21 protein-coding genes are annotated in these 21,146 nt (G+C 75.3%); 10 read left to right on the top strand and 11 right to left on the bottom strand.

Annotated elements, in window-relative coordinates:
- Positions 1 to 73: 73 nt before the first annotated feature.
- Genes PKA89_RS01520 through PKA89_RS01510 form a run of 3 tightly spaced genes read left to right on the top strand, consistent with a single transcriptional unit; the run spans position 74 to position 1,595 of the window.
- Positions 74 to 736 (top strand): Maf family protein, encoded by a 663-nt coding sequence (locus tag PKA89_RS01520; protein WP_324415877.1) that lies wholly within the window; start codon positions 74 to 76, stop codon positions 734 to 736.
- A gap of 59 nt (positions 737 to 795) precedes the next feature.
- Positions 796 to 1,281, top strand: a complete 486-nt coding sequence (locus PKA89_RS01515) for a hypothetical protein (RefSeq protein WP_324415875.1) — start codon at positions 796 to 798, stop codon at positions 1,279 to 1,281.
- Positions 1,278 to 1,595 carry a transcriptional regulator gene (locus tag PKA89_RS01510; protein ID WP_324415873.1) on the top strand — a complete coding sequence of 106 codons (318 nt, stop codon included), beginning with the start codon at positions 1,278 to 1,280 and terminating at the stop codon, positions 1,593 to 1,595. Before PKA89_RS01515 ends, PKA89_RS01510 begins: the two co-directional genes overlap by 4 nt.
- A gap of 137 nt (positions 1,596 to 1,732) precedes the next feature.
- On the opposite strand, the gene PKA89_RS01505 is transcribed toward PKA89_RS01510, so the two are convergent.
- Both PKA89_RS01505 and PKA89_RS01500 read right to left on the bottom strand, forming a co-directional pair.
- Complete coding sequence (locus PKA89_RS01505; RefSeq protein WP_324415871.1) at positions 1,733 to 3,289, bottom strand: acyl-CoA carboxylase subunit beta; 1,557 nt, start codon at positions 3,287 to 3,289, stop codon at positions 1,733 to 1,735.
- A complete protein-coding gene (locus PKA89_RS01500; RefSeq protein ID WP_324415869.1) occupies positions 3,286 to 4,473 on the bottom strand; it encodes an acyl-CoA dehydrogenase family protein in 1,188 nt (395 codons plus the stop codon). The genes PKA89_RS01505 and PKA89_RS01500 overlap by 4 nt, the downstream gene beginning before the upstream one ends.
- Positions 4,474 to 4,573: 100 nt before the next feature.
- Here PKA89_RS01500 and PKA89_RS01495 point away from each other — a divergent pair, with 100 nt between their 5' ends.
- Complete coding sequence (locus PKA89_RS01495; protein WP_324415867.1) at positions 4,574 to 5,017, top strand: MerR family DNA-binding transcriptional regulator; 444 nt, start codon at positions 4,574 to 4,576, stop codon at positions 5,015 to 5,017.
- 31 nt (positions 5,018 to 5,048) lie between these two features.
- Here the strand turns inward: PKA89_RS01495 and PKA89_RS01490 are convergent, their stop codons facing one another.
- Positions 5,049 to 5,969, bottom strand: coding sequence for a PfkB family carbohydrate kinase (locus PKA89_RS01490; protein WP_324415865.1), 921 nt, complete (start codon positions 5,967 to 5,969; stop codon positions 5,049 to 5,051).
- A gap of 34 nt (positions 5,970 to 6,003) precedes the next feature.
- Positions 6,004 to 6,864, bottom strand: a complete 861-nt coding sequence (locus tag PKA89_RS01485; protein WP_324415863.1) for a tryptophan 2,3-dioxygenase family protein — start codon at positions 6,862 to 6,864, stop codon at positions 6,004 to 6,006.
- Positions 6,865 to 7,029: 165 nt separating this feature from the next.
- Between PKA89_RS01485 and PKA89_RS01480 the strand changes: the two genes are divergently transcribed.
- On the top strand, positions 7,030 to 9,183 hold the full coding sequence (locus PKA89_RS01480) for an EAL domain-containing protein (protein WP_324415861.1): 2,154 nt from the start codon (positions 7,030 to 7,032) through the stop codon (positions 9,181 to 9,183).
- Between the two features lie 30 nt (positions 9,184 to 9,213).
- Here the strand turns inward: PKA89_RS01480 and PKA89_RS01475 are convergent, their stop codons facing one another.
- Entirely contained in the window at positions 9,214 to 10,242 is a 1,029-nt protein-coding gene (locus tag PKA89_RS01475; protein ID WP_324415859.1) for a hypothetical protein, read from the bottom strand.
- A gap of 77 nt (positions 10,243 to 10,319) precedes the next feature.
- Here PKA89_RS01475 and PKA89_RS01470 point away from each other — a divergent pair, with 77 nt between their 5' ends.
- From PKA89_RS01470 to PKA89_RS01460, 3 genes are read left to right on the top strand one after another with little or no spacing between them, the layout of a single operon-like run.
- Positions 10,320 to 11,282 (top strand): PfkB family carbohydrate kinase, encoded by a 963-nt coding sequence (locus PKA89_RS01470; protein ID WP_324415857.1) that lies wholly within the window; start codon positions 10,320 to 10,322, stop codon positions 11,280 to 11,282.
- A complete protein-coding gene (locus PKA89_RS01465) occupies positions 11,279 to 12,286 on the top strand; it encodes a LacI family DNA-binding transcriptional regulator (RefSeq protein WP_324415855.1) in 1,008 nt (335 codons plus the stop codon). The genes PKA89_RS01470 and PKA89_RS01465 overlap by 4 nt, the downstream gene beginning before the upstream one ends.
- Positions 12,283 to 13,674, top strand: a complete 1,392-nt coding sequence (locus PKA89_RS01460) for an FGGY family carbohydrate kinase (protein ID WP_324415853.1) — start codon at positions 12,283 to 12,285, stop codon at positions 13,672 to 13,674. Before PKA89_RS01465 ends, PKA89_RS01460 begins: the two co-directional genes overlap by 4 nt.
- Before the next feature lie 13 nt (positions 13,675 to 13,687).
- Here the strand turns inward: PKA89_RS01460 and PKA89_RS01455 are convergent, their stop codons facing one another.
- From PKA89_RS01455 to PKA89_RS01445, 3 genes are all read right to left on the bottom strand, one after another.
- Positions 13,688 to 14,185, bottom strand: a complete 498-nt coding sequence (locus PKA89_RS01455; RefSeq protein WP_324415851.1) for a GDYXXLXY domain-containing protein — start codon at positions 14,183 to 14,185, stop codon at positions 13,688 to 13,690.
- A complete protein-coding gene (locus tag PKA89_RS01450; RefSeq protein ID WP_324415849.1) occupies positions 14,182 to 15,450 on the bottom strand; it encodes a DUF2157 domain-containing protein in 1,269 nt (422 codons plus the stop codon). Before PKA89_RS01450 ends, PKA89_RS01455 begins: the two co-directional genes overlap by 4 nt.
- Before the next feature lie 282 nt (positions 15,451 to 15,732).
- On the bottom strand, positions 15,733 to 16,674 hold the full coding sequence (locus PKA89_RS01445; RefSeq protein WP_324415847.1) for an EamA family transporter: 942 nt from the start codon (positions 16,672 to 16,674) through the stop codon (positions 15,733 to 15,735).
- Positions 16,675 to 16,714: 40 nt separating this feature from the next.
- Between PKA89_RS01445 and PKA89_RS01440 the strand changes: the two genes are divergently transcribed.
- Complete coding sequence (locus tag PKA89_RS01440) at positions 16,715 to 17,200, top strand: MarR family transcriptional regulator (protein WP_324415845.1); 486 nt, start codon at positions 16,715 to 16,717, stop codon at positions 17,198 to 17,200.
- Between the two features lie 57 nt (positions 17,201 to 17,257).
- A complete protein-coding gene (locus PKA89_RS01435; RefSeq protein ID WP_324415843.1) occupies positions 17,258 to 19,060 on the top strand; it encodes a biotin carboxylase N-terminal domain-containing protein in 1,803 nt (600 codons plus the stop codon).
- Between the two features lie 22 nt (positions 19,061 to 19,082).
- On the opposite strand, the gene PKA89_RS01430 is transcribed toward PKA89_RS01435, so the two are convergent.
- From PKA89_RS01430 to PKA89_RS01420, 3 genes are all read right to left on the bottom strand, one after another.
- Positions 19,083 to 19,325: a hypothetical protein gene (locus PKA89_RS01430; protein ID WP_324415842.1), complete on the bottom strand. Its 243-nt coding sequence runs from the start codon at positions 19,323 to 19,325 to the stop codon at positions 19,083 to 19,085.
- Entirely contained in the window at positions 19,322 to 19,597 is a 276-nt protein-coding gene (locus PKA89_RS01425; RefSeq protein ID WP_324415841.1) for an antitoxin, read from the bottom strand. Before PKA89_RS01425 ends, PKA89_RS01430 begins: the two co-directional genes overlap by 4 nt.
- A 90-nt stretch (positions 19,598 to 19,687) precedes the next feature.
- Positions 19,688 to 21,106, bottom strand: a complete 1,419-nt coding sequence (locus PKA89_RS01420; RefSeq protein ID WP_324415840.1) for an NAD(P)H-quinone dehydrogenase — start codon at positions 21,104 to 21,106, stop codon at positions 19,688 to 19,690.
- Between the last annotated feature and the right edge of the window lie 40 nt (positions 21,107 to 21,146).

Below are 21,146 nucleotides of genomic sequence, written 5' to 3'. Positions count from 1 at the left end.
ACTACGCTCTGTAGTTGACGCTCGGCCCCCGACCACGACGAGGCGCCGGTCACAGCCGGACTAGGTTCTTCCCATGCCCTCCCCCACCGTCGTCCTGCTCCTCGCCTCGGCCTCGCCGGCCCGCCTCACCACCCTGCGGGCCGCCGGCGTCGAGCCCCTGGTGCTCGTGTCCGCCGTGGACGAGGACGCCGCCGTCGCGGCCGCGGAGGCCGAGCACGGCCCGCTTCCCGCCGAGGACGTCGCGCTCCTGCTCGCCCGCGCCAAGGCCGACGACGTGGCGGCCCGGGTGGCCGCCCACGGCGAGCCGGACGCCGACCTGCTGCTCGGCTGCGACTCCGTCCTCGAGCTGGACGGAGAGGTGCACGGGAAGCCGGTCGACGCCGCCGAGGCGGTCGCGCGGTGGCACCGGATGCGGGGGCGCTCCGGGGTGCTCCACACCGGGCACTGGCTGCTCGACCTGCGCGACCCGGCTGACGGCGGCACCGGCGGGATGGTCGGCGGCACGGCCTCGACGACCGTGCACTTCGCCGACCTCGCGGACGCCGAGGTCGAGGCCTACGTCGCCACCGGCGAGCCACTGCGGGTCGCCGGCGCCTTCACCATCGACGGGCTCGGCGGTCCGTACGTCCGCGGCATCGAGGGCGACCCGGGCACCGTCGTCGGCGTCTCGCTCCCCCTGCTGCGCGAGCTCGTCGGCGAGCTCGGGGTGGCGTGGCACGACCTGCGGCTCGGATGACCGAGGGGCGCATCGGCAAGAACTTGACACTTTGGAAAGTAGTTGCCTAGGGTCGAGCCATGGACACGACCGAGGGGACCGCGACCGACGACCTGACGCCGCAGGAGGCCCGTGAGCGGCTGGCCCGCGCCGAGGAGGCCGACCGGCGCCGCGGGGGTGACCGCCGCGTTCACGGCCTGGCCACGGCCGGGTTCGGCCTGCTCATGGGCGGCTACCTCACCCTGTCCCGTCTCGGGCAGGGAACGAGGTGGGAGACACCGTTGATGGCTGCCTACGCCGCGCTCCTCGTGCTGCTGACCCTCTGGCAGTCGAGGGCCACGCGCAGCTGGCCGCGTCGCGCCCGGGTCGTCTGCTTCACCGGCCTCGGCGGGACCCTCGTCCTCTTCATGGCCGGGGTCATGACCTTCAACTACCGCGAGCACCAGCGCGAGCTGGCCGTGCTCGCGACCGGCGAGGACCCGCTGCTGCTCGTGCTGGCCGGCGCGCTGGCCGCCCTGCCGATGGTCCTCGCCGGCATCGTCGTCCGGCGCGGGACCCGGGCATGAGCGCCGACGGCACGACGCGCCCGGCGCACGCACGGCACCGGCTCGACGACGTGCTCCACGCGCCGGTGCGGTTCAGCATCGCCGCGACGCTGGCGGGGGTCGACGAGGCCGAGTTCGCCCTCGTCCGCGACGAGGTCGAGGTCTCGGACTCGGTGCTCTCCAAGCAGGTCTCGACGCTCGAGCAGGCCGGCTACGTGCGCGTCCGCAAGGGGTACGTCGGCAAGCGGCCACGCACCTGGCTGTCGCTGACCCGGGCCGGCCGGGCGGCGTGGACGGCCCACCTCGCCGCGCTGCGCGAGATCGCCGGCGCCTGACCACCCCTCCCCGCCCCCCACTCGCGAGCTACCCCGCAGTATGTGTCGTGATGACGGCACTTACTGCGGGGTAGCAGGCGGCGGAGCGGGCGGGGTAGCGGGCGGGGTAGCAGGCGGCGGGGCGGGCGGCGGGGCGGTCAGACCGGGGGGACGTCCCGGCGCTTGGTCGCGAAGTGCCGGTCGCGCCGGGCCGCGTAGCGCAGCCGGTGCAGCAGCTCGGCCCGCAGCGCCTCGGGCTCGACGACCTGGTCGACGACGAGGTCGGCGGCCAGCCGCTCGAGGTCGACGTCCTCGAGGTACTCGGCGCGCCGGGCGGCGACGAAGGCGTCGCGGGCCTCCGGGCCCTCGGCGGCCTCGACCTCCGCGATCTTGTTGGCGTACACGGCGTTCACCGCGGCCTCCGGTCCCATCACCGCGATCCGCGCGGTGGGCAGCGCGATCGTGGCGTCGGGGGCGAAGCCCGGCCCGCCCATCGCGTACAGGCCTGCGCCGTAGGCCTTCCGGACGACGACGCAGAACTGCGGCACGGTCGCCGAGGCCACGGCGGAGACCATCTTCGCGCCGTGCCGGATGATGCCGCCGCGCTCGACCTCGGAGCCGATCATGAAGCCGGGGACGTCGGCGAGGTAGACGAGCGGGATGGAGAAGGCGTCGCACAGCCAGATGAACCGGGCGGCCTTGTCGGCGGAGTCGGTGAAGAGGACCCCGCCCTTGACCGCGGAGTTGTTCGCCACGACACCGACGCTCTCGCCGGCCATCCGGGCGAAGCCGACGACGAGCTCGGGGGCGAAGAGCGGCTTGAGCTCGAAGAAGCTGTCGTCGTCGACGAGGCCGTCGATCAGCTCGTGGACGTCGAACGGCTGGCTCTCGCGCTCGGGCACGCTGGCCCGCGTCAACGGAGCCGACGGCTCCTCGGCGTGGTAGCCCGGCGCCGGGGTGCGCCACGAGTCCGGGACGTAGGAGAAGTACAGCCGTGCCAGCTCGATGGCCTCGGCGTCGTCGGCGGCGAGCAGGTCCCCGACCCCGGAGACGGTGCAGTGCATCCGCGCGCCGCCCATCTCCTCGAGCGAGACCTTCTCGCCGACGACCATCTCGGCCATCCGCGGGCTGCCGAGGTACATCGACGCGTTGCCCTCGACCATGATGACGAGGTCGCAGAAGCTCGGGATGTACGCGCCGCCCGCGGCCGACGGCCCGAAGAGGCAGCAGATCTGCGGCACCTTGCCGGACAGCGCGACCTGGTTGTGGAAGATGTGCCCCGCTCCGCGCCGGCCGGGGAACATCTCGACCTGGTCGGTGATGCGGGCACCGGCGGAGTCGACGAGCCAGAAGACCGGGAGCTCCTCGCGCAGGGCGGTCTCGGTGGCGCGGACGATCTTCTCGACCGTGCGGGCACCCCAGGAGCCGGCCTTGACCGTGGGGTCGTTGGCGATGACGACGACCGGCCGCTCGTCGACCGTGCCCCGGCCGGTGACCACGCCGTCCGCGGGCAGGCCGGCGGAGAGCGCGTTGGCGTAGCGGCCGTCCTCGACGAAGGACCCCTCGTCGAGGAGGAGGGCGAGGCGGTCGCGGACGTAGAGCTTGCCCTGGCTCGCGAGCTTGGCCGCGGCCTTCTCGCTCGGTGCCGCGCTGGCGGCGTGCGCGGCCTCGAGCCGGGACCGCACGTCGGCGACGCGAGGGTCGGTGTCGCTCATGCGGACAGGCCCAGCCCCTTCGCGAGGACCATCCGCTGCACCTCGGAGGTGCCCTCGCCGATCTCGAGGATCTTCGCGTCGCGGTAGAAGCGGGCGACGGGGTACTCCTCCATGAAGCCGTTGCCCCCGAAGACCTGGGTCGCGATGCGGGTGGCGGTGACGGCGGCCTCCGAGGTGTACAGCTTGGCCTTGGCGGCCGCCTGCGTGACCTCCGCGGCCGAGCGCCGGCCGGACTCGTGCTCGTCCTTGAGCCACGCGGCCCGGTAGGTGAGCAGGCGGGCGGCGTCCTCCATGACGGCGAGGTCCGCGACCGGGAAGGCGACGCCCTGGTTGGCCCCGATCGGGCGTCCGAACGCGGTGCGGCTCCTCGCGTACGCGGCCGCCTCCTCGCGCATCCGGGTGATGAGCCCGAGGGCGAGGGCACTGATCGCGATGCGTCCGTCGTCGAGCGTCTTGAGGAACTGGTGGAAGCCGCGGCCCCGCTCGCCGAGGAGGTTCTCACCAGGCACCCGGCAGCCGGCGAAGGAGAGGCCGTGGGTGTCGGAGATGTTCCAGCCCATCTTGTGGTACGCCGGCTCGACCGTGAATCCCGGTGTGCCGGAAGGGACCATGATCGCCGAGATCTCAGGACGCCCGTCGTCGAGGGTGCCGGTGCGGGCCGTGACGGTGACGACGGACGTGATCTCGGTGCCGGAGTTCGTGATGAACGCCTTCGCGCCGTCGAGGACCCACTCGGTGCCGTCGAGCACCGCCTTCGTGCGTGTGGCGCCGGCATCCGACCCGGCGTCCGGCTCGGTGAGGCCGAAGCCGGCGAGCGCCCTGCCGGCGACGAGGTCGGGGAGCCAGCGCTCCCTCTGGGCGTCGCTGCCGTAGGTGAGGACCGGGTTGATGCCGAGGCCGACGCCGGCCGAGAGCGTGATGCCGATCGACTGGTCGACCCGGCCGAGCTCCTCGATGGCGATGCACAGGCTGGTGAACGCGCCGCCCTCGGAGTGCTCGAGCGAGCCGCCGTACGCCTCGGGCACCACGAGCCCGAAGAGGCCGAGCTCCCCCATCCGCGGCACGAGGTCGGCCGGGAAGTGGTGCTCGCGGTCCCACTGCGCCACGTGCGGCTCGACGGCCTCGGTCGCGAACTCGCGGACCACCGCCCGGAAGTCCTCGTGGTCCTTGCCCAGCTCGTACATGGTGCGCCCCTTCGCGCTCGGGGTCCGGCTCCGGGTCGCGGTGGCCGGCGGATGGTCACGTTCTTGACGTTGACGTCAACGTAAAGCAATACTCGGGCCCGTGGCAACCCCGACGACGACCCGCACCGGCGCCCGGAGCGCTGGCGGCGACGCCGGCTCCGACGACGCCGCGCGCACCTGGAGCATCGCCGAGGTCGCCGACGAGTTCGGGGTCACCCACCGCACGGTGCGCCACTACGAGGACCTCGGGCTCATCTCCCCCGAGCGCCGGGGCACCACCCGCGTCTACCACCGCCGCGACCGCACCCGGCTCGGGCTCGTCCTGCGCGGTCGGCGGCTCGGGTTCCCGCTCGAGGAGATCCGCACGATCATCGACCTCTACGACGCCCCGCGCGGGCGGCGCAGCCAGCTCGAGTACGTCCTCGGCCAGATCGACGAGCGCCGCGCCGACCTCGAGCAGCGCCGGCGCGACCTCGAGGCCGCCCTCGCCGAGCTCGACGGCTTCGAGCGTCGGTGCCGCGACGACCTCTCCCGGATGGCCTGAGCGACCGACCGGACGGCCCGTCCACGCCGGGTCAGCGCGCGAGGAACGCGTCGATCTCGGCGGCCGTCGGGGCGGTGTCCGGCCCGCGCCGGGTCACCTTGAGCGCGCCGGCGGCGTTGGCCCGCGCCGCGGCGTCCGCCCAGGTGAGCCCGGCCGCGCGACCGGCGAGGAGCACGCCGGTGTGGGTGTCACCGGCGCCGTTGGTGTCGACCGGGCGCTGGGGGTGACCCGGCAGGACGACGGTCGCGCCGTCCTCGCGGACGAGGCACCCCCGCGGACCGTCACGGACGACGACGACCGCGCCGCCCGGAAGGAGACCGGCGACGACCTCGGCGGACTCGGCCATCCCGCGGACCCCGGCGAGGTGCTCGGACTCCTCGGCGTTGCCGGTCCAGACACCGGTGCGGGCGAGGACGGCGTCGCGCACCCGGGGGGCGAGCTCGGCGAACGTCGCTCCGGGGTCGAGGACGACATGGACGCCGGGCGGGAGGCCACCGAGCCACTCGAGCAGGGGGTCGCGGGTGCGGCCCACGAGGGAGTAGCCGCTGACGCACACGAAGTCGCCGGCCACCGGCTCGCTCGCGTCGAGGGACGCGACGGAGATCTCGCGCTCGGCCCCCTGCGTGGTGACGAAGGTGCGCTCGGCCGTCGGCTCGACGAGGACGACGCAGATGCCCGTGTCGAGGTCGGCGACCGCCGGTGCGGACACGGCGACCCCGTCCACGGCGAGCGCCGCCCGGACCAGGTCGCCGTTCGGCCCGGTGCCGATCGCCCCCGCGTGCACGGCCTCGGCGCCGGAGCGGGCCGCGGCGAGGAGGATGGTCACCGCTCCCCCGGCGTACCGGCGCGAGGAGGTGGCCATGACGTTCCCGCCGCGGCGGGGCAGCCCCGGCACCTCGACGACGACGTCGACGAGGGCCTGGGCCGTGTGGATGACGCGGGGACCGGCCATCCGCCGACCCTATCCGGGGGCCGGAACCGGCCGGTCAGCCGACGCTCGTGCGCACCTCGTAGAGCTCGGGGAAGAAGGTGAGGTCGAGGGCCCGGCGCAGGAAGTCGACGCCGCTCGACCCGCCCGTGCCGGTCTTGTGCCCGATCGTCCGGGTGACCACCTGCAGGTGCCGGAAGCGCCACTGCTGGAACAGGTCCTCGACGTCGACCAGCTCCTCGCACGTCTCGTAGACCCCCCAGTGCTCGTCCGGGGCGGCGTACACCCGGGCGAAGACGCCGACGAGGTCGGGGTCGAGCCGGTACGGCGCGCGGACGTCACGCTCGAGGACGGCGGTCGGCACGGCGTACCCCCGCCGCGCGAGCAGGCGCAGGAACTCGTCGTAGAGGGTCGGCTCGCCGAGCAGCCGCTCGAGCGCTCCTCGTGCCCGTTCGTCGTGCTCGAAGACCCGGACCATCTCGGCGTTCTTGTTGCCGAGGAGGAACTCGACCGCGCGGTACTGGTCGCTCTGGAAGCCCGAGCTCGTCGCGAGGAACGGCCGGATCTCGGCGTACTCGCTCGGGGTGAGCGTCGCGAGGACGTCCCACATCTCGACGAGCTGCCGCTGCACGTGCTTGACCCGGGCGAGCCGCTTGAGCGCGGGCGCGAGCTCGTCGGACGCCAGCAGCGCTCGCGCGGAACGCAGCTCGTGGAGCAGCAGCTTGAGCCACAGCTCGGAGACCTGGTGCTGGACGATGAACAGCAGCTCGTCGTGCTGCGGCGGCTCGCTGCGCGGGTGCTGCGCCGAGAGGAGGGTGTCGAGGTCGAGGTAGGCCCCGTACGACATCGCCTGGCTGAAGTCGCGGGAGATGCCCTCCTCGAGGGTGCGCTGGGCCCGGTCGACCGCGTCGTCGCTCATGGCGGCCATCGTGCCACCGTGCCGCCGGCGGGGCCGCGGCACCCGGCCCCATCGGCCGAACGGCCCCTCCGCCGGTGAAGCGACGCGCGTGCCGGCACCGCCTGCCTAGCCTGCTCGCGCAGGGTTCCCCCGGGTTCCGCCCGACCGACCGACCCGAGACCTCGCATGCCTGCCTCATCCCCGACGCGCCTCCGGACGACGGCCACCGTCCTCGGCACGCTGCTCGTCGTCCTCGTCGAGATGGCCCTGCTCACCGGGGTGTGGCACCTCGGCGACGGCCTGGAGCGGGAACGGGAGGCCACCGCGGCCGTCCGCGGTACGCTGGCCGCCACGTCCTCCCCGGCCACGCCCGCGGACGTCGCCGCCCTGCGCGGCTCCGTCGACGCCCTCGTGGCCACCGGCACCGACCGGGGCCGGCCCCTCGCCCGGCTGGTCGACGCGGCCGACCACCTGGCCGCCGCGCCCGGCGACGCCGAGTCCCTCGCCGCGGCCCGGACTGCCACCGCCGCGCTGGGCGCCGACCTCGACCGCGCCCGCACCCGGGTCGCCCTCACCGCGGCCGCCATCCACGCGGCACTCCTCCTCGTGGCCTCCGTCGGGTGGTTCGTCTGGTTCCGGCGGATCGTCGACCGGCACCGCGCGGTCGAGCGCCGACTCACCGCCCAGCAGGTCGTCGACCAGGGCGAGCGCCGGCTCCTCGAGCTGGTGCGCTACAGCGCCGACCTCCTCGTCGTCGTCGAGCAGGACGGCACCCTGAGCTTCGTGAGCCCGTCGACCCGGGCGGTCCTCGGCCGCGACCCCGAGCCCTACCTCGGCGCCGGCCTCTCCCGCCTCCTCGGTGACGAGGCCATCCCGGTCATCCGTCTCATGGAGTCCGGCCGGGCCGGCGTCCACCCGGCGACCGCACGGGTCACGCACGCCGACGGCCGCCGGCTCGTGCTCGAGGGCACCGCCAGCAACCTGCTCCACGAGGAGGCCGTCGGCGCCTGGGTCCTCGCCCTGCACGACGTCACGGACCAGCAGGCGCTCGCCGAGCAGCTGAGCCACCAGGCCTTCCACGACCCCCTGACCGGGCTGGCCAACCGCGCCCTGTTCACCGACCGCCTGGCGCACGCCCTGCAGCCGCGGACCGAGCCGGTACCGACCGCCGTGCTCTTCCTCGACCTCGACGACTTCAAGAACGTCAACGACTCCCGGGGCCACTCCGTCGGTGACCGTCTGCTCGTCGTCGTCGCGGACCGGCTCCGCGGCACGGTGCGGCCGTCGGACACGGCGGCGCGGCTCGGCGGCGACGAGTTCGCCGTCATCGTCGAGCAGGCCGACGCCGCGGAGGCCACCGCCCTCGCCGAGCGGATCCTCCTCGCGATCTCGGCGCCGATCGAGGTCGAGGGGACGGTCTGGGCCGTCCACGGGAGCGTCGGCGTCGCGACCGCCGCCTCGGGCCAGACGAGCACCGAGGAGATGCTCCGCAACGCCGACGTGGCCATGTACTGGGCCAAGGAGGCGGGGAAGAACACCGTCGCCCGGTACGACGACGCCCGGCACGCGGCCTCGCTCGACGTGCGCGCCCTCGAGCACGAGCTCGCCCGGGCGATCGACGGCGACGAGCTGGTCCTGCACTTCCAGCCGACGGTCGACCTCGACACCGGGCGGGTCGCCGGCTTCGAGGCACTCGTCCGCTGGCAGCACCCCCAGCGCGGGCTGCTGCCCCCCTCGGACTTCATCCCGCTCGCCGAGCGCACCGAGCTCGTCGTGCCGCTCGGCTCCTGGGTGCTGCGCGAGGCCTGTCGGGCCGGCGCGACCTTCGGTGCGGGCCCGGACGTGCCGACCGTCGCCGTCAACGTCTCCGCGCGCCAGCTGCTGCGGCCGGGCTTCGCGGAGGAGGTCGCCTCGGTGCTCGACGCCAGCGGGATGCCGGCGGAGCGGCTCGTCCTCGAGCTGACCGAGTCGGTGCTGCTCGACGACTTCGCCGGAGTGGAGCGGACCCTCACCCGGATCCGCGCGCTCGGTGTGTGGATCGCCATCGACGACTTCGGCACCGGCTACAGCTCGCTGTCCTACCTCTCCCAGCTGCCCGTGGACATCCTCAAGGTCGACAAGTCGTTCATCGACCGGGTGACCACCGAGGACCACGCCGCGTCGGTGACCCTCGCGATCCTCGAGATGAGCCGCAGCCTCAAGCTCCTCACGGTCGCCGAGGGTGTCGAGACCGACGAGCAGGCGGCCTGGCTGCAGGCGCGGGCCTGCGGTCGCGGCCAGGGCTTCCTCTGGTCGCGGCCGGTGCCGCTCGCGGAGGCCCGGGCGATGCTCGCCGCCTGACCGGCGCGGGGCCGGACGCGGCGGCGAGGGTCAGCCGGCCGTCGCGGCGCGGTACCACTGCGGCCCGATGGCGCCGGCCACCTCGGCCGGGTCCAGGGGCGTCCACGCGGGCGCGCCCCGGCCCTCGAGCACCTCGGCGAGCTCGTCGAGCCGGCGCGCGGCGAGTGCCGCACCGTCGGCGCGGGCGGCGGAGTCCATCCGGCCGACGGCGTCGCCCCAGATGGCCCGGCCGGCCATGAAGCCGCTGCAGCCGTGGTCGGCCGCGACGTCGAGCTGGGTGCGGAACCCCTCGAAGGTCACGCCGGCCGAGAGGAGCACCCAGGGGCCGGAGACCGCCTCGTCGAGGGCGTCGCAGGCCGTGTGCGCGGCGTCGAGGTCGTCGAGGTCGAGGAGCGGGAACTCCATCTTCATGACGTCGGCGCCGGCCTCGCGGAAGGACCGGGCGGCCGAGAGGACGCTGCGCCGGCGCCGGTCGCGCACCTCGGGGTCGGCGGTGTCCTCCTCGCCGGTCGGGAACCACAGCGGCTCGACGACGAGCGGCAGCTGGAGCGCCGCACACTGCGCCGCGGCGGTGGCGACGGCCGCGTGCTGCTGGGCGACGACGTCGGCCGGCTGGTCCTCGCGGTGGAAGACGACGAGCTTGGCGGCGTCGGCGCCGAGCGTGGCGAGGACCTGCGGGTCCCAGCCCTCCTTGAGGTGCAGGCCCGTGTCGAACCCCACCGCGCTGCTCGGTTCGTAATAGAGCTCCTCGATGCCGCTGATCACGCCGACGTCCCCGGGGACCGCTCCCGACGCGACCGCCTGGCCGAAGCTCCACACCGGGTCGACGAGCACCGAGGTCGCGTGCCGCGCGAGCGCCCGCACCATGTCGAGCTTGGACTCCACGACCTCCTCGAACGACACGGCCGACAGGTCGGCGTCGAAGAGCCGGAGGTAGTTCTCCGGGTGGTCGATGGCCATCGTCCGGATGTGCCCGGCGTCGTCGCTGATGCGGGCCATCCGGCGGGTGCGGCCGATCGCCGCGGGGGTCGGGGTGCGTCCTGTTGACAGCGCTGTCATGCCGCCCTACGGTACGCGGACCACCCCGGCCCGACAAGGGCCGGCCCGACGGCGCCGTCGCACCCCGAGGAGGTCCCGTGCTCGTCGTGACCCCCAACACCTGCCTCGACGTGACGACGTGGCTCGGCGCCCTCGTCCCCGGCACGGTCTCGCGCGCGACCCGGACGGTCACCGTCGCGGGCGGCAAGGGGGTCAACGTGTGCCGGACGCTGCGGCTGCTCGGTCGCGCACCCCGGCTGCTCGGGCTGTGCCCTCACGACGACGACCGGCTCCCCCGGCTCCTCGCGGCCGAGGGCATCCCGTTCCTCCCGGTGCCGCACGACGGCCAGGGCCGCCTCTGCCTCATCCTGCTCGAGGACGGCGGCCGGGCGACCGTCGTCAACGGGCTCGGCCCGGACCCCGCCGGATGGGAGCCGGCCACCTTCCTCGACCGGGTCGACGCCGCACTGGCCGAGGAGCCGGAGGACACCCCGCTCGTCGTGTGCTCCGGGTCGCTGCCGCCGGGGCTGCCCGACGACACCTACGGCCGGGTGGTCGCGCTCGCCCACGCCCGGGGCGCCCAGGCGCTCGTCGACGGCTCGCCCGCGGTGCTCGGCGCGGCGCTCCCCCTCGGCCCGGACCTCGTGAGCCCCAACCTCGGCGAGGCCGAGGCCCTGATCCACGGCCGGGCCGACGAGCACGTCGAGGAGTCCGGCGACGAGGTCGTCGAACGGTGCGTCGCCGCCGCCCGCGCGCTGCACGCCCGGGGCGCCCGGCGCGCGGTCGTCACCGCCGGCTCGCACGGCGCGGCCCTCGCCACCGCCGGCGGGGCGTGGTGGCTCGGGGCCACGCCCGTGCCGGTGGCCAACCCGATCGGCGCCGGCGACTCCTTCCTCGGCGGCACGGCCGACGCCCTGCTCGCCGGCGCACCCGACGCCGAGGCGGTGCGCCGCGGGATGGCCGTCGCGGCCGCCGCGGTGCAGCACGAGTCCGGCGGGGTGCTCGACCCCGCCCTCGTCGCCCCGGCCCTGGCCGCGCTCCCCGCACGGGTCCCGGCATGAGCCGGCCGACGATCTACGACGTCGCCCGCGAGTCCGGGGTCTCCATCAAGACCGTCTCACGGGTCATCAACGACGCGCCGAACGTCCGCCCCGAGACGGTGGCCCGGGTCCGCGGCGCCATCGAGCGGCTCGCCTACCACCCCGACCCGGCGGCGCAGCGCCTCGGCGGGGGGCGGTTGCCCACCGTCGGCGTCGTCGTCGACTCCATCGCCGACCCGTTCTTCGCCCGGCTCGCGGCCGTCGTCGAGGACCGCGCCACCGCCGTCGGGATGGACGTGCTCGTCGCGTCGACCGGCCTCGACGAGCACCGGATGCGCACCCAGATCCAGCGGCTGGACCGGCGCGGCGTGGCAGGGCTCGTCGTCGCGCCGTTCGGCGAGCCGGACGCGGTCGCCGCGGCGCTGCCCGACGACGTGCCGGTCGTCGTCGTCGACCGCCCCTGCGGGGTCACCGGCACCGACGTCGTCCGGGTCGACGACGAGGCCGCGGCCCTCGGCGCCGTCCGGCACCTCGTCGCCCACGGGCACCGGCGGGTCGCGTTCCTCGGGCGCAGCGGCTCGTTCGCGACGCTCCGAGACCGGTACCGCGGGTACGAGCGGGCGCTCGCGGAGGCCGGGGTGGCGCTCGACCCCACGCTCGTCGAGACGCGCGCCTGGACCGCGGAGGAGGCCTACCCGCACGCGCTGGCGATGCTCGCGTCGCCCTCCGCCCCGACCGCGGTGTTCGCGGCGACGCCGATGATGGGCCTCGGGGTGCTGCGGGCCCAGCAGCGGCTGCACCGGCAGGACGTCGCGCTCATCGTCTTCGGCGACCACCCCGGCTCCGAGCTGATGACGCCGCCGACGACGGTCGTCGACCAGCGCCCGGAGGCGTTGGCCGAGACCGCGTTCGACCTGCTCGTCCGGCGCATCCGCGAGCCCGGGGCCGAGGTCCTCGACCGGGTGCTGCCCACCCGGCTCGTCGAGCGCGGCTCCGGCGAGCTCGCCCCGAGGGTCGCGTCGTGACCGCCGTCGACCTCGGGGTCGACCTCGGGACGACGGTCACCAAGGTCGCCGCGGTCGCCGACGACGGCACGCCGGTGCTCGACGGCTCGGTCGCGACGGCGTGGGAGGAGCGCGGGGGCGGCCGGTTCGAGCGCTCTCCGGCCTCGGTCGTCGACGCCGTCGAGCACCTCCTCGCCGAGGTCGTCGCCGGGCTGCCCGCCGGGACGTCGGTGCGCTCGGTCGGCTTCACCTCGATGGCCGAGGCGGGCACGCTGCTCGACTCCTCCGGGGCCGCCCAGTCTCCCGTCATGGCCTGGCACGACCCCCGGGGCGACGACCAGTCCGCCGCGCTCGATGCGACGCTGGCCCGCGAGTTCCTCTCGCGCACAGGGCTGCCGGTGGGCCATGTGGCCACCCTCTTCAAGCTGCTGTGGCTGCGCGACGAGGGCCTCGGGCTGCGTGGTCTCCAGTGGCTCGGCGCCCCGGAGCTCGTCGTGCACCGGCTCGGCGGCCGGCGGGTGGCCGAGCGCTCCCTGCTGGGCCGCACCGGGCTGCTCGACGTGCACACCGACGGCTGGTGGCGGCCGGGGCTCGACCTGCTCGGGGTGGGCGCGGACCTGCTGCCCGAGCCGGTGGGCGCCGGGGCCCCGGTCGGGACGGTGCGCGGCGACCACCCGGTGCCCGCGCTCCGTGGCGCCGTGCTCACCGTCGCCGGGCACGACCACGCGGTCGCCGCGGCGGCCACCGGCTGCGGGGCGCCGGGCTCCGCCCTCGACAGCTTCGGCACCGCGGAGGCGTACCTCGCGGCGGCCGACCACGTGCCCGACCCCGACGTCGTGGGACGCCTGTCGGCCGCCGGCATCTCGGTGTACCCGCACGTGGTGCGCGGCAGCACGGCACTCATCGGCGGAACCCGGACGGGGTTGGTGCTCAAGCGGGTCCAGCAGGTCCTCGGTGCCGAGTCGGAGCCGGCGCGGTCGGCCCTCGACGCCGCGACCCTGCTCCTGGCCCCGGGCGACACGGCCGAGGTCCGGGTGACCGGCTACGGCATGGAGGACCACGAGGTCGGGGTGCACCTCGGGTCCGAGCACCACACGCCCGCCCACGTGTGGCGGGCGGCGCTCGACGGCGGCACGGACCGGGGTCGCGCGCTCCTCGCGACGCTGCGCGACGCCGGGGTGCCGGTCGAGCGCCTCGTCGTCGCCGGCGGCTGGACCCGGATGGCCTCGGTCCTCGCCGCCCGCCGCGACCTCGCGCCGACGGTCGAGGTCTCCGACGTGGCGCAGCCCGGCACGTGGGGCGCGGCCCGGTTCGGCGCCTGGGCCGCGACCCACGGGGCAGCGGCCGCGGCGAAGCACCGGGACCCGCGCCCGCCCGCCGGGTGGTTCGACCGCCCCCACGCCGGGTGAGCCCGGGCGGCGCTCAGGGTCCGACGTCGACGCCGAGCAGGGCCGCGTGCCCCGCGGAGTCGACGCGGACGGTCGCGACCGCCGTCCCGGCGTCCACCGCGTCCTGCACCGCCGCCGCCCGGTCCTGCGGGAGGAAGAGGCTCTCGATGCCGCACCGCAGCCGCCATCCGGAGTCGTCGCAGCGGAGGTAGGGCCCGTCCTCCGGCACGGTGCGCTGCACGGGTCCGCCGACCCAGTGGGCGCCCTGTCGGGTCAGCGGCACGAACGCCGTGCCGCGAGCCTCGTCGGCGGGCGGGACCGACCCGTCGCCGGGGTCCGGGACGGCCGGCAGGTCCGGGTAGGAGAGGTCGACGTAGGCGCCGCGGAACGCGTCCACCGGGTCGACGGCGGCCACCCGCAGCCGCACCACCTCACCGGTCAGCCGGGCCGACAGCGGTGCCCACACCGCGGCCCCGACGAGGACGAGCTGGACGGCGGCGGCGATGACGACCCGGGTCGTGCGGGAGGTCATGACCGGGCCTCCCGTCCCTCGGCCACGAGCCGACGCCGGCCGCGGTCGGCGAGGACGCCGGTCGCGAGGAGGACGACGCCGACGGCGAGGAAGAGGACCGCCCCGGAGAGGATCGGGGCGAAGACGGCGAAGGCCTGGACGGTGGTGAAGAGGACGAGCGCGGCGGTGGCGGCCCAGGTGAGCCGGTCGGAGTCGCGCATCCCGCCGAGGACGGCGTAGCCGCTCGTCACCGCGAGGTAGACGAGGACGGCCACGACGGCCCGGGCCCAGTCGGCGGCGGTCAGCGAGGACGTGCTGCCGAGGTCGCCGGACGTCCGCCACAGACCGAGCCCGACGACGGCCACCAGCGCGCCGGCGGCGAGGCCCACCTCGAGGCGGTCGAGCCGCTCGCCGGTGACGGCGGCCGCGGCCGCGAGCACCACGGCGACGCCGAGGGCGACCCACGGCGTCGCGCCGACCGCGCCGCGGTCGTGCCCGACCGGCAACGCGGCGAAGAAGAGGCCGCCGAGGGCCAGCAGGGCCCCGACCTCGCGCCACGGGAGTCCGAGCGGGCGCCACTCGCGCAGCCGCTCGGGCAGGCGCTGGTGCCCGGTCCCCAGGGCGACGCCGAGGAGGGCGGCCGAGGCCACGGTGGTGGTCAGCCCGAGGACGGTACGAGTGCTCTCGGACGCGTGCCAGACGAGCCAGTAGGCGGCGAGCCCGATGCCGAGCACGGTGGGGCCGAGCCCGACGACGGCGTAGGCGTAGGCCAGCACGCCGAGCGCCCACACGCCGACGAGGACCGGTTCGTAGGCGGGGACCTGCAGGCTCTGGGCCGCCTGGAAGACGACGGCGCCGAAGGCCGCGGCGGCGAGGAGCCGGACCGCCCCGACCACCGGGGACGCGGTGTCCCCGACGCGTTCCCGTCGTGTCGCGAGGACCTCGGCGACCGCGACGAGGCCGACCCACACGGCCGCCACGAGGAGGAAGCGCACGAGTGGCGACATCGTGTCGAGGTTGGCGGCGACGGTCCAGATCAGCCCGATGCCGACGAACGCCGCACCGAGGGTGAGGACGATCCGGGCCAGGGTCACGCGGCGGTGGGCGACGTAGCGGGCCCGCAGCGCCGTCGCGGTCGGCTCGTCGAGGAGGCCCTCGGCCTGCCAGTCGGTGAGCTGCTGGTCGAGCCAGGCCAGCTGGCGGGGGCTGGCGACGTGCCGTGTCGGGGCCGGGGGGCGGTCCGGGCCGGACGGGAGCGGGATGTCGGTGGCGGGTGGCGAGGTCATCGCGGTGCTCCTCGGGGAGAGCGGACCCGGGTCCGGGCTCGCCGCCAGTGTCCCGCCACGGTCGGTCCACCGCCATGAGGTGCGTTACTCAGGCACTCGCCGGACCGGCCGCCGTCCAGGTCGCGCGATCGGCCGGCCACGCCACCGTCCGGGTCGCGTCCGGGTCGCGTGGCACACCACACCACCGTCCAGGTCGCGCGACATGCGGAGCGAGCGGTCCCGGCCTCCGCATGTCGCGGGACCTGGATGGCCGGCGTCCTCCGAACGCGCCCTCGAGCGTGCCTACACGGGCGCCTCGACGGGTAGCTCGATGGCCGGCTCCGCCGGCGTCGCGTCCCGCCGCCCGACGAGCCGCCGGACCGCCGCCCGCACCGGCGCCTGCGCCACGAGGACCCCGCTGAGCACGAGCGCCACGGCCGCGAGGTGCACCCACCCGAACGGCTCGCCGAGCAGGACCACCCCGAGCACCGTGCCGACCACCGGGTTGAGCAGTCCGACGACCGCCACCGCGCCGGCGTCCATCCGGGTCAGCCCGCGGAACCACACGACGTACCCGAGCACCGAGCCGGCGAGCCCCAGCCACAGGAGCGCGAGCACCGCGGCGCCGTCCAGCGCCGGTGGTGCCCCTTCGGCGACGAGGGCGACCGGCACGAGCAGCACCCCGCCGGCGACGAGCTGCCACGCGGTCGTCACGAGCACGCCGTCGGGCGCGGTCCACCGCTTGACGAGGACGAAGCCCACCGACGCCGAGACCACCGCCCCGACCGAGGCCGCCACCCCGACGAGGTCGACCGACCCGCCCCGCTCGCCCTGCCAGACGAGGAGGACGACCCCGGCGATGCCGACGACCGCGCCGCCGACGGCCACGGGCGCCTGCCGCTCGCCGATGGCCAGCCACGCCACCGCCATGACGACGAGCGGCGAGATCGCGGTGAGCGTCGAGGCGAGCCCGCTCGGCAGGCGGTACGCGGCGACGTAGAGCAGGCCGAAGAAGACCGCGTGGTTGAGGGTGCCGAGGACGAGTGCCCGCCCCCACCACGCACCGCGGGGCAGCCGCCGCAGCCACAGCAGCATGAGCAGCCCGGCGGGCAGCAGCCGCATGACGGCCGAGAAGAACGGCCGGCCCGGGGGCAGCCACAGCTGGGTCACCGCGTACGTCGAGCCCCACACGACCGGGGCGACGGCGGTGACGAGGACCGTCAGGAGCCCGCCGATACCTTCCATGGAAGAGACATTACCTTCCGCGGAAGATATTGTCGAGGCCATGGACCACGTCGTGACCGTGCACGAGCAGTGGCGCACCGAGCGCCCGGACCTCGACACCTCCCCCGTGCTCGTCATCGGCCGCATCCACCGCATCGGGGCGGCCCTGACCCCCGAGCTGGTCGCCGTCTACGCGCGCTTCGGACTCGGGGAGGGCGAGTTCGACGTCCTCGCCACCCTCCGCCGTCAGGGCGAGCCGTTCACGCTCTCCCCCGGCGACCTCGCCGAGCGGACGATGGTGACCTCCGGCGCGGTGAGCAAGCGGCTCGACCGGCTCGAGGCCCGCGGCCTCGTCGAGCGCCGCACGAGCGCCGACGACCGGCGCGCACGCACCGTCCACCTGACCCCCGCGGGCCGTCGCCTCGTGGACGACGCGATGACCGCCCACGCGGAGAACGAGGCCCGGCTCCTCGCCGCGCTCCCCGCCCGCGACCGCGAGACCCTGGCCCGCCTGCTCGGCCGGCTCGCGGAGTCGCTCGGCGTGTGAGGGAGGCCTCGCCGAGGCGCCCGACCCGCCCGGGGGGGGACCGCTAGAGTCCGAGACATGCCGATCACCAAGGTCCTCATCGCGAACCGGGGCGAGATCGCCGTGCGCATCGCCCGCGCCTGCAAGGACTCGGGCATCACGTCCGTGGCCGTGTACGCCGACCCCGACCGCGACGCGCTCCACGTCAAGGTCGCCGACGAGGCCCACGCCCTCGGCGGGTCCACCCCCGGCGAGTCCTACCTGCGCCAGGACAAGCTGATCGAGGTCGCGCACGCGGCCGGTGCCGACGCCGTGCACCCGGGCTACGGGTTCCTCGCCGAGAACGCCGGCTTCGCCCAGAAGGTCATCGACGCCGGGCTCACCTGGATCGGCCCGGGCCCGGAGGCCATCGACTCCCTCGGCGACAAGGTCAAGGCGCGGCACATCGCCCTCGCGGCGAACGCCCCGCTCGTGCCCGGTACCCCCGACCCGGTCGACGGCCCCGACGAGGTCGTCGCCTTCGCACAGGAGCACGGGCTCCCCGTCGCCATCAAGGCCGCGTACGGCGGTGGCGGGCGCGGCCTCAAGGTCGCCCGCACGATGGAGGAGATCCCCGAGCTGTTCGACTCCGCCGTCCGCGAGGCCGTGACCGCGTTCGGCCGCGGCGAGTGCTTCGTCGAGCGCTTCCTCGACCACCCGCGGCACGTCGAGACCCAGTGCCTCGCCGACCAGCACGGCAACGTCGTCGTCGTCTCCACCCGCGACTGCTCCCTCCAGCGTCGCAACCAGAAGCTCGTCGAGGAGGCGCCCGCGCCGTTCCTCACCGAGGAGCAGCACACCGAGCTGCTGCGCGCGTCCAAGGAGATCCTCAAGAAGGCCGGCTACGTCGGCGCAGGTACCTGCGAGTTCCTCGTCGGGCCGGCCGGCGACATCAGCTTCCTCGAGGTGAACACGCGCCTCCAGGTCGAGCACCCGGTCTCCGAGGAGGTCACCGGCATCGACCTCGTCCGCGAGCAGTTCCGCATCGCGGACGGCGAGACCCTCGACTACCCCGACCCCGAGCCGCACGCCCACTCCATCGAGTTCCGCATCAACGGCGAGGACGCCGGCCGCGGCTTCCTCCCGGCGCCCGGCACCGTGACCCGGATGCAGGTGCCGCACGGGCCCGGCGTGCGCTGGGACGCCGGCATCGTCGAGGGCGACACCGTCGCCGGCGCGTTCGACTCGATGATCGCCAAGCTCGTCGTCACCGGGCGCACCCGTCAGCAGGCGCTCGAGCGGTCGCGGCGCGCGCTCGCCGAGCTCGTCGTCGAGGGGATGCCGACCGTCGTCCCCTTCCACCGGAAGGTCGTCTCCGACAGCGCCTTCGCGCCGGCCGACCCGGACGAGAAGTTCTCGGTGCACACCCGGTGGATCGAGACCGAGTTCGACAACGACATCGAGCCCTACTCGGGCCCGGTCGGCGAGGCCCCCGACGCCGAGGAGCGCCAGACCGTCGTCGTCGAGGTGGGCGGCAAGCGCCTCGAGGTCTCCGTCCCCGGAGGCCTCTCCTTCGGCGGCGGCGGCGGTGGCGGGAACCACGGCGCGAGGAAGAAGGCGCCGCGTCGCTCGGGCGGCGGCTCCGGTGGGGCCGCCGCCTCCGGTGACTCCCTCACCGCGCCGATGCAGGGCACCATCGTCAAGGTCAGCGTCGAGGAGGGCGCCACCGTGGCGGCCGGCGACCAGGTCGTCGTCCTCGAGGCGATGAAGATGGAGCAGCCGCTCACCGCGCACAAGGCCGGGGTCGTCACCGGGCTCAGGGCCGAGGTCGGTGCGACGGTCGCCAACGGCGCTGTCATCTGCGACATCAAGGACGCCGAGGGCGACGCCGCCGACGCCTGACCGGCCCCCACCCGCCGGCGCCTCACCCGGTCGAGCGAGACCCGAGGGTGCGGCGCGGCTGCGGGTCGTCACTCGTCCCCGGTGCCGGGTTGGGCGCGACCGGCGACGGGTCGGCCGGGTCGTGCGGGTGCCAGGGCTCGACAGGGTCCGGGTCGAGGGGGTCCGGCTCGTCGGGGTCCGGGTCGCGCGGGTCCGGCGCCTCGGGCGACGCCGGCAGGTCCTCACCGGGGAGGTCTGGGTGCTCCGGGGCCGGGACGTCGCTCACCGCCCGTCACCGGTCCCGCGGGGCGGGGGCGGCGGCGCCTGGCCGGTACCGGTGACACCGGGTCCCGCGGACCCGTGGGGTGGCAGACCGAGGCCCTTGCGCAGGGCGTCACCGCCCTTGTCGACCTTCGCCGAGTGCGTCGGCCCGGCCTTGGACCGCACGAAGCCCTCGACCTTCTCGATCGCCTCGGACGCCTTCTCCGGGTTCTGCCGGGCGTAGTCCTTGACCTTCGTGACGGCGGCGATGAGCGCCGCGGCGCGACCCCTGGCCATGTCGTCCTCCTCGGATGGGGTGTCTGACAGGTCAACCCACTCTGCCGGCAGCAGGGTTCCCGATGGGGCCCGCGGAGCCGACGAGCCGGGTCAGGCGATGGGGTGCAGCCGGCGGGCCGCCTCGGCGATCGAGCCGGACAGCGACGGGTACACCGTGAAGGTCGACGCGACCTGGTCGACGTTGAGCCGGTGCTGCACCGCGAGGGTCACCGGGAAGATCAGCTCGGAGGCCCGCGGCGCCACGACGACCCCTCCGACCACCGCCCCGGACCCCTTCTGCGCGAACAGCTTGACGAAGCCGTCGGTGATGCCGAGCATCTTCGCGCGCGGGTTGCGCGACAGCGGGAGCATGAGCACCTCGGCGTCGACCCGCTCCTCGTCGACGTCCTTCTGGGTGATGCCGACCGTCGCGATCTCGGGGTCGGTGAAGATGTTGGCCGAGACGACGCCCAGCTGGAGCGGAGCCACCGCGTCACCGAGCGCGTGCGACATCGCGATGCGACCCTGCATCGCCGCGACCGAGGCGAGCGGCAGCACCCCCGTGCAGTCGCCGGCGGCGTAGACGCCCCGCACCGACGTGCGCGAGACCCGGTCGACGGCGACGTGGCCGGAGGGCAGCAGGTCGACCCCGACCTCCTCGAGGCCGATGCCGCGGGTCGAGGGCACCGAGCCGACCGCGAGCAGCGCGTGGGTGCCGGTGACCTCGCGGCCGTCCTCGAGCCGGACGACGACGCCGCCCTCGACCCGCTCGACGGCGGCCATCCGCGAGCGCCCGAGCACCTCCATCCCGCGCTTGCGGAAGACGTCCTCGATGACCGCCGCGGCGTCGGGGTCCTCGCCGGGCAGGACCCGGTCGCGCGAGGAGACGAGGACGACCTCGGACCCGAGCCCGAGGTAGGCCTGGGCGAGCTCGGCGCCGGTGACGCCGGACCCGACGACGACGAGCCGCTCGGGCAGCTCGCGCAGGTCGTAGATCTGCTGCCAGGTGAGGATGCGCTCGCCGTCGGGCACCGCGGTCGGCACCACCCGGGGCGAGGCGCCGGTGGCGACGAGCACGACGTCGGCGTCCAGCCGGCCGTCGTCGGCGCCGTCGGCCCCCTCGACGCGGACCGTCCCGGGAGCGACGAGGGAGGCCGCCCCCTCGACGACCCGCACCCCGACCTCACCGAGCCGGGCCGTGATGTCGCTGCTCTGGGCGCGCGCCAGCTCGAGGACGCGACGGTTGACCTCGGGCAGGTCGGCCCGGGCGTCGGCGACCTCGTCACCCTCGTCGTCCTCCAGGTGCACCCCGAGGTCGGCAGCGGTCTCGAAGTCGCTGAGGTAGTCGGCGGTCGAGATGAGCGTCTTGCTCGGGACGCAGTCGGTGAGGACCGCGGCGCCGCCGATGCCCGTGCGCTCGACGACGGTGACCTCGGCCCCGAGGTGCGCGGCGACGAGGGCGGCCTCGTAGCCGCCCGGGCCGCCGCCGAGGATGACGACTCTGCTCGACCGCGCGTTCACGGCCCCCATCCAACCACCCGCCCGCGGACGGCCCGGCCACCGCCGGTCC

It is taken from the genome of Phycicoccus sp., assembly GCF_035325325.1.
In the GTDB taxonomy this organism is placed as follows: domain Bacteria; phylum Actinomycetota; class Actinomycetes; order Actinomycetales; family Dermatophilaceae; genus Phycicoccus.
This window is presented reverse-complemented; position numbering and strand designations above follow the sequence as displayed.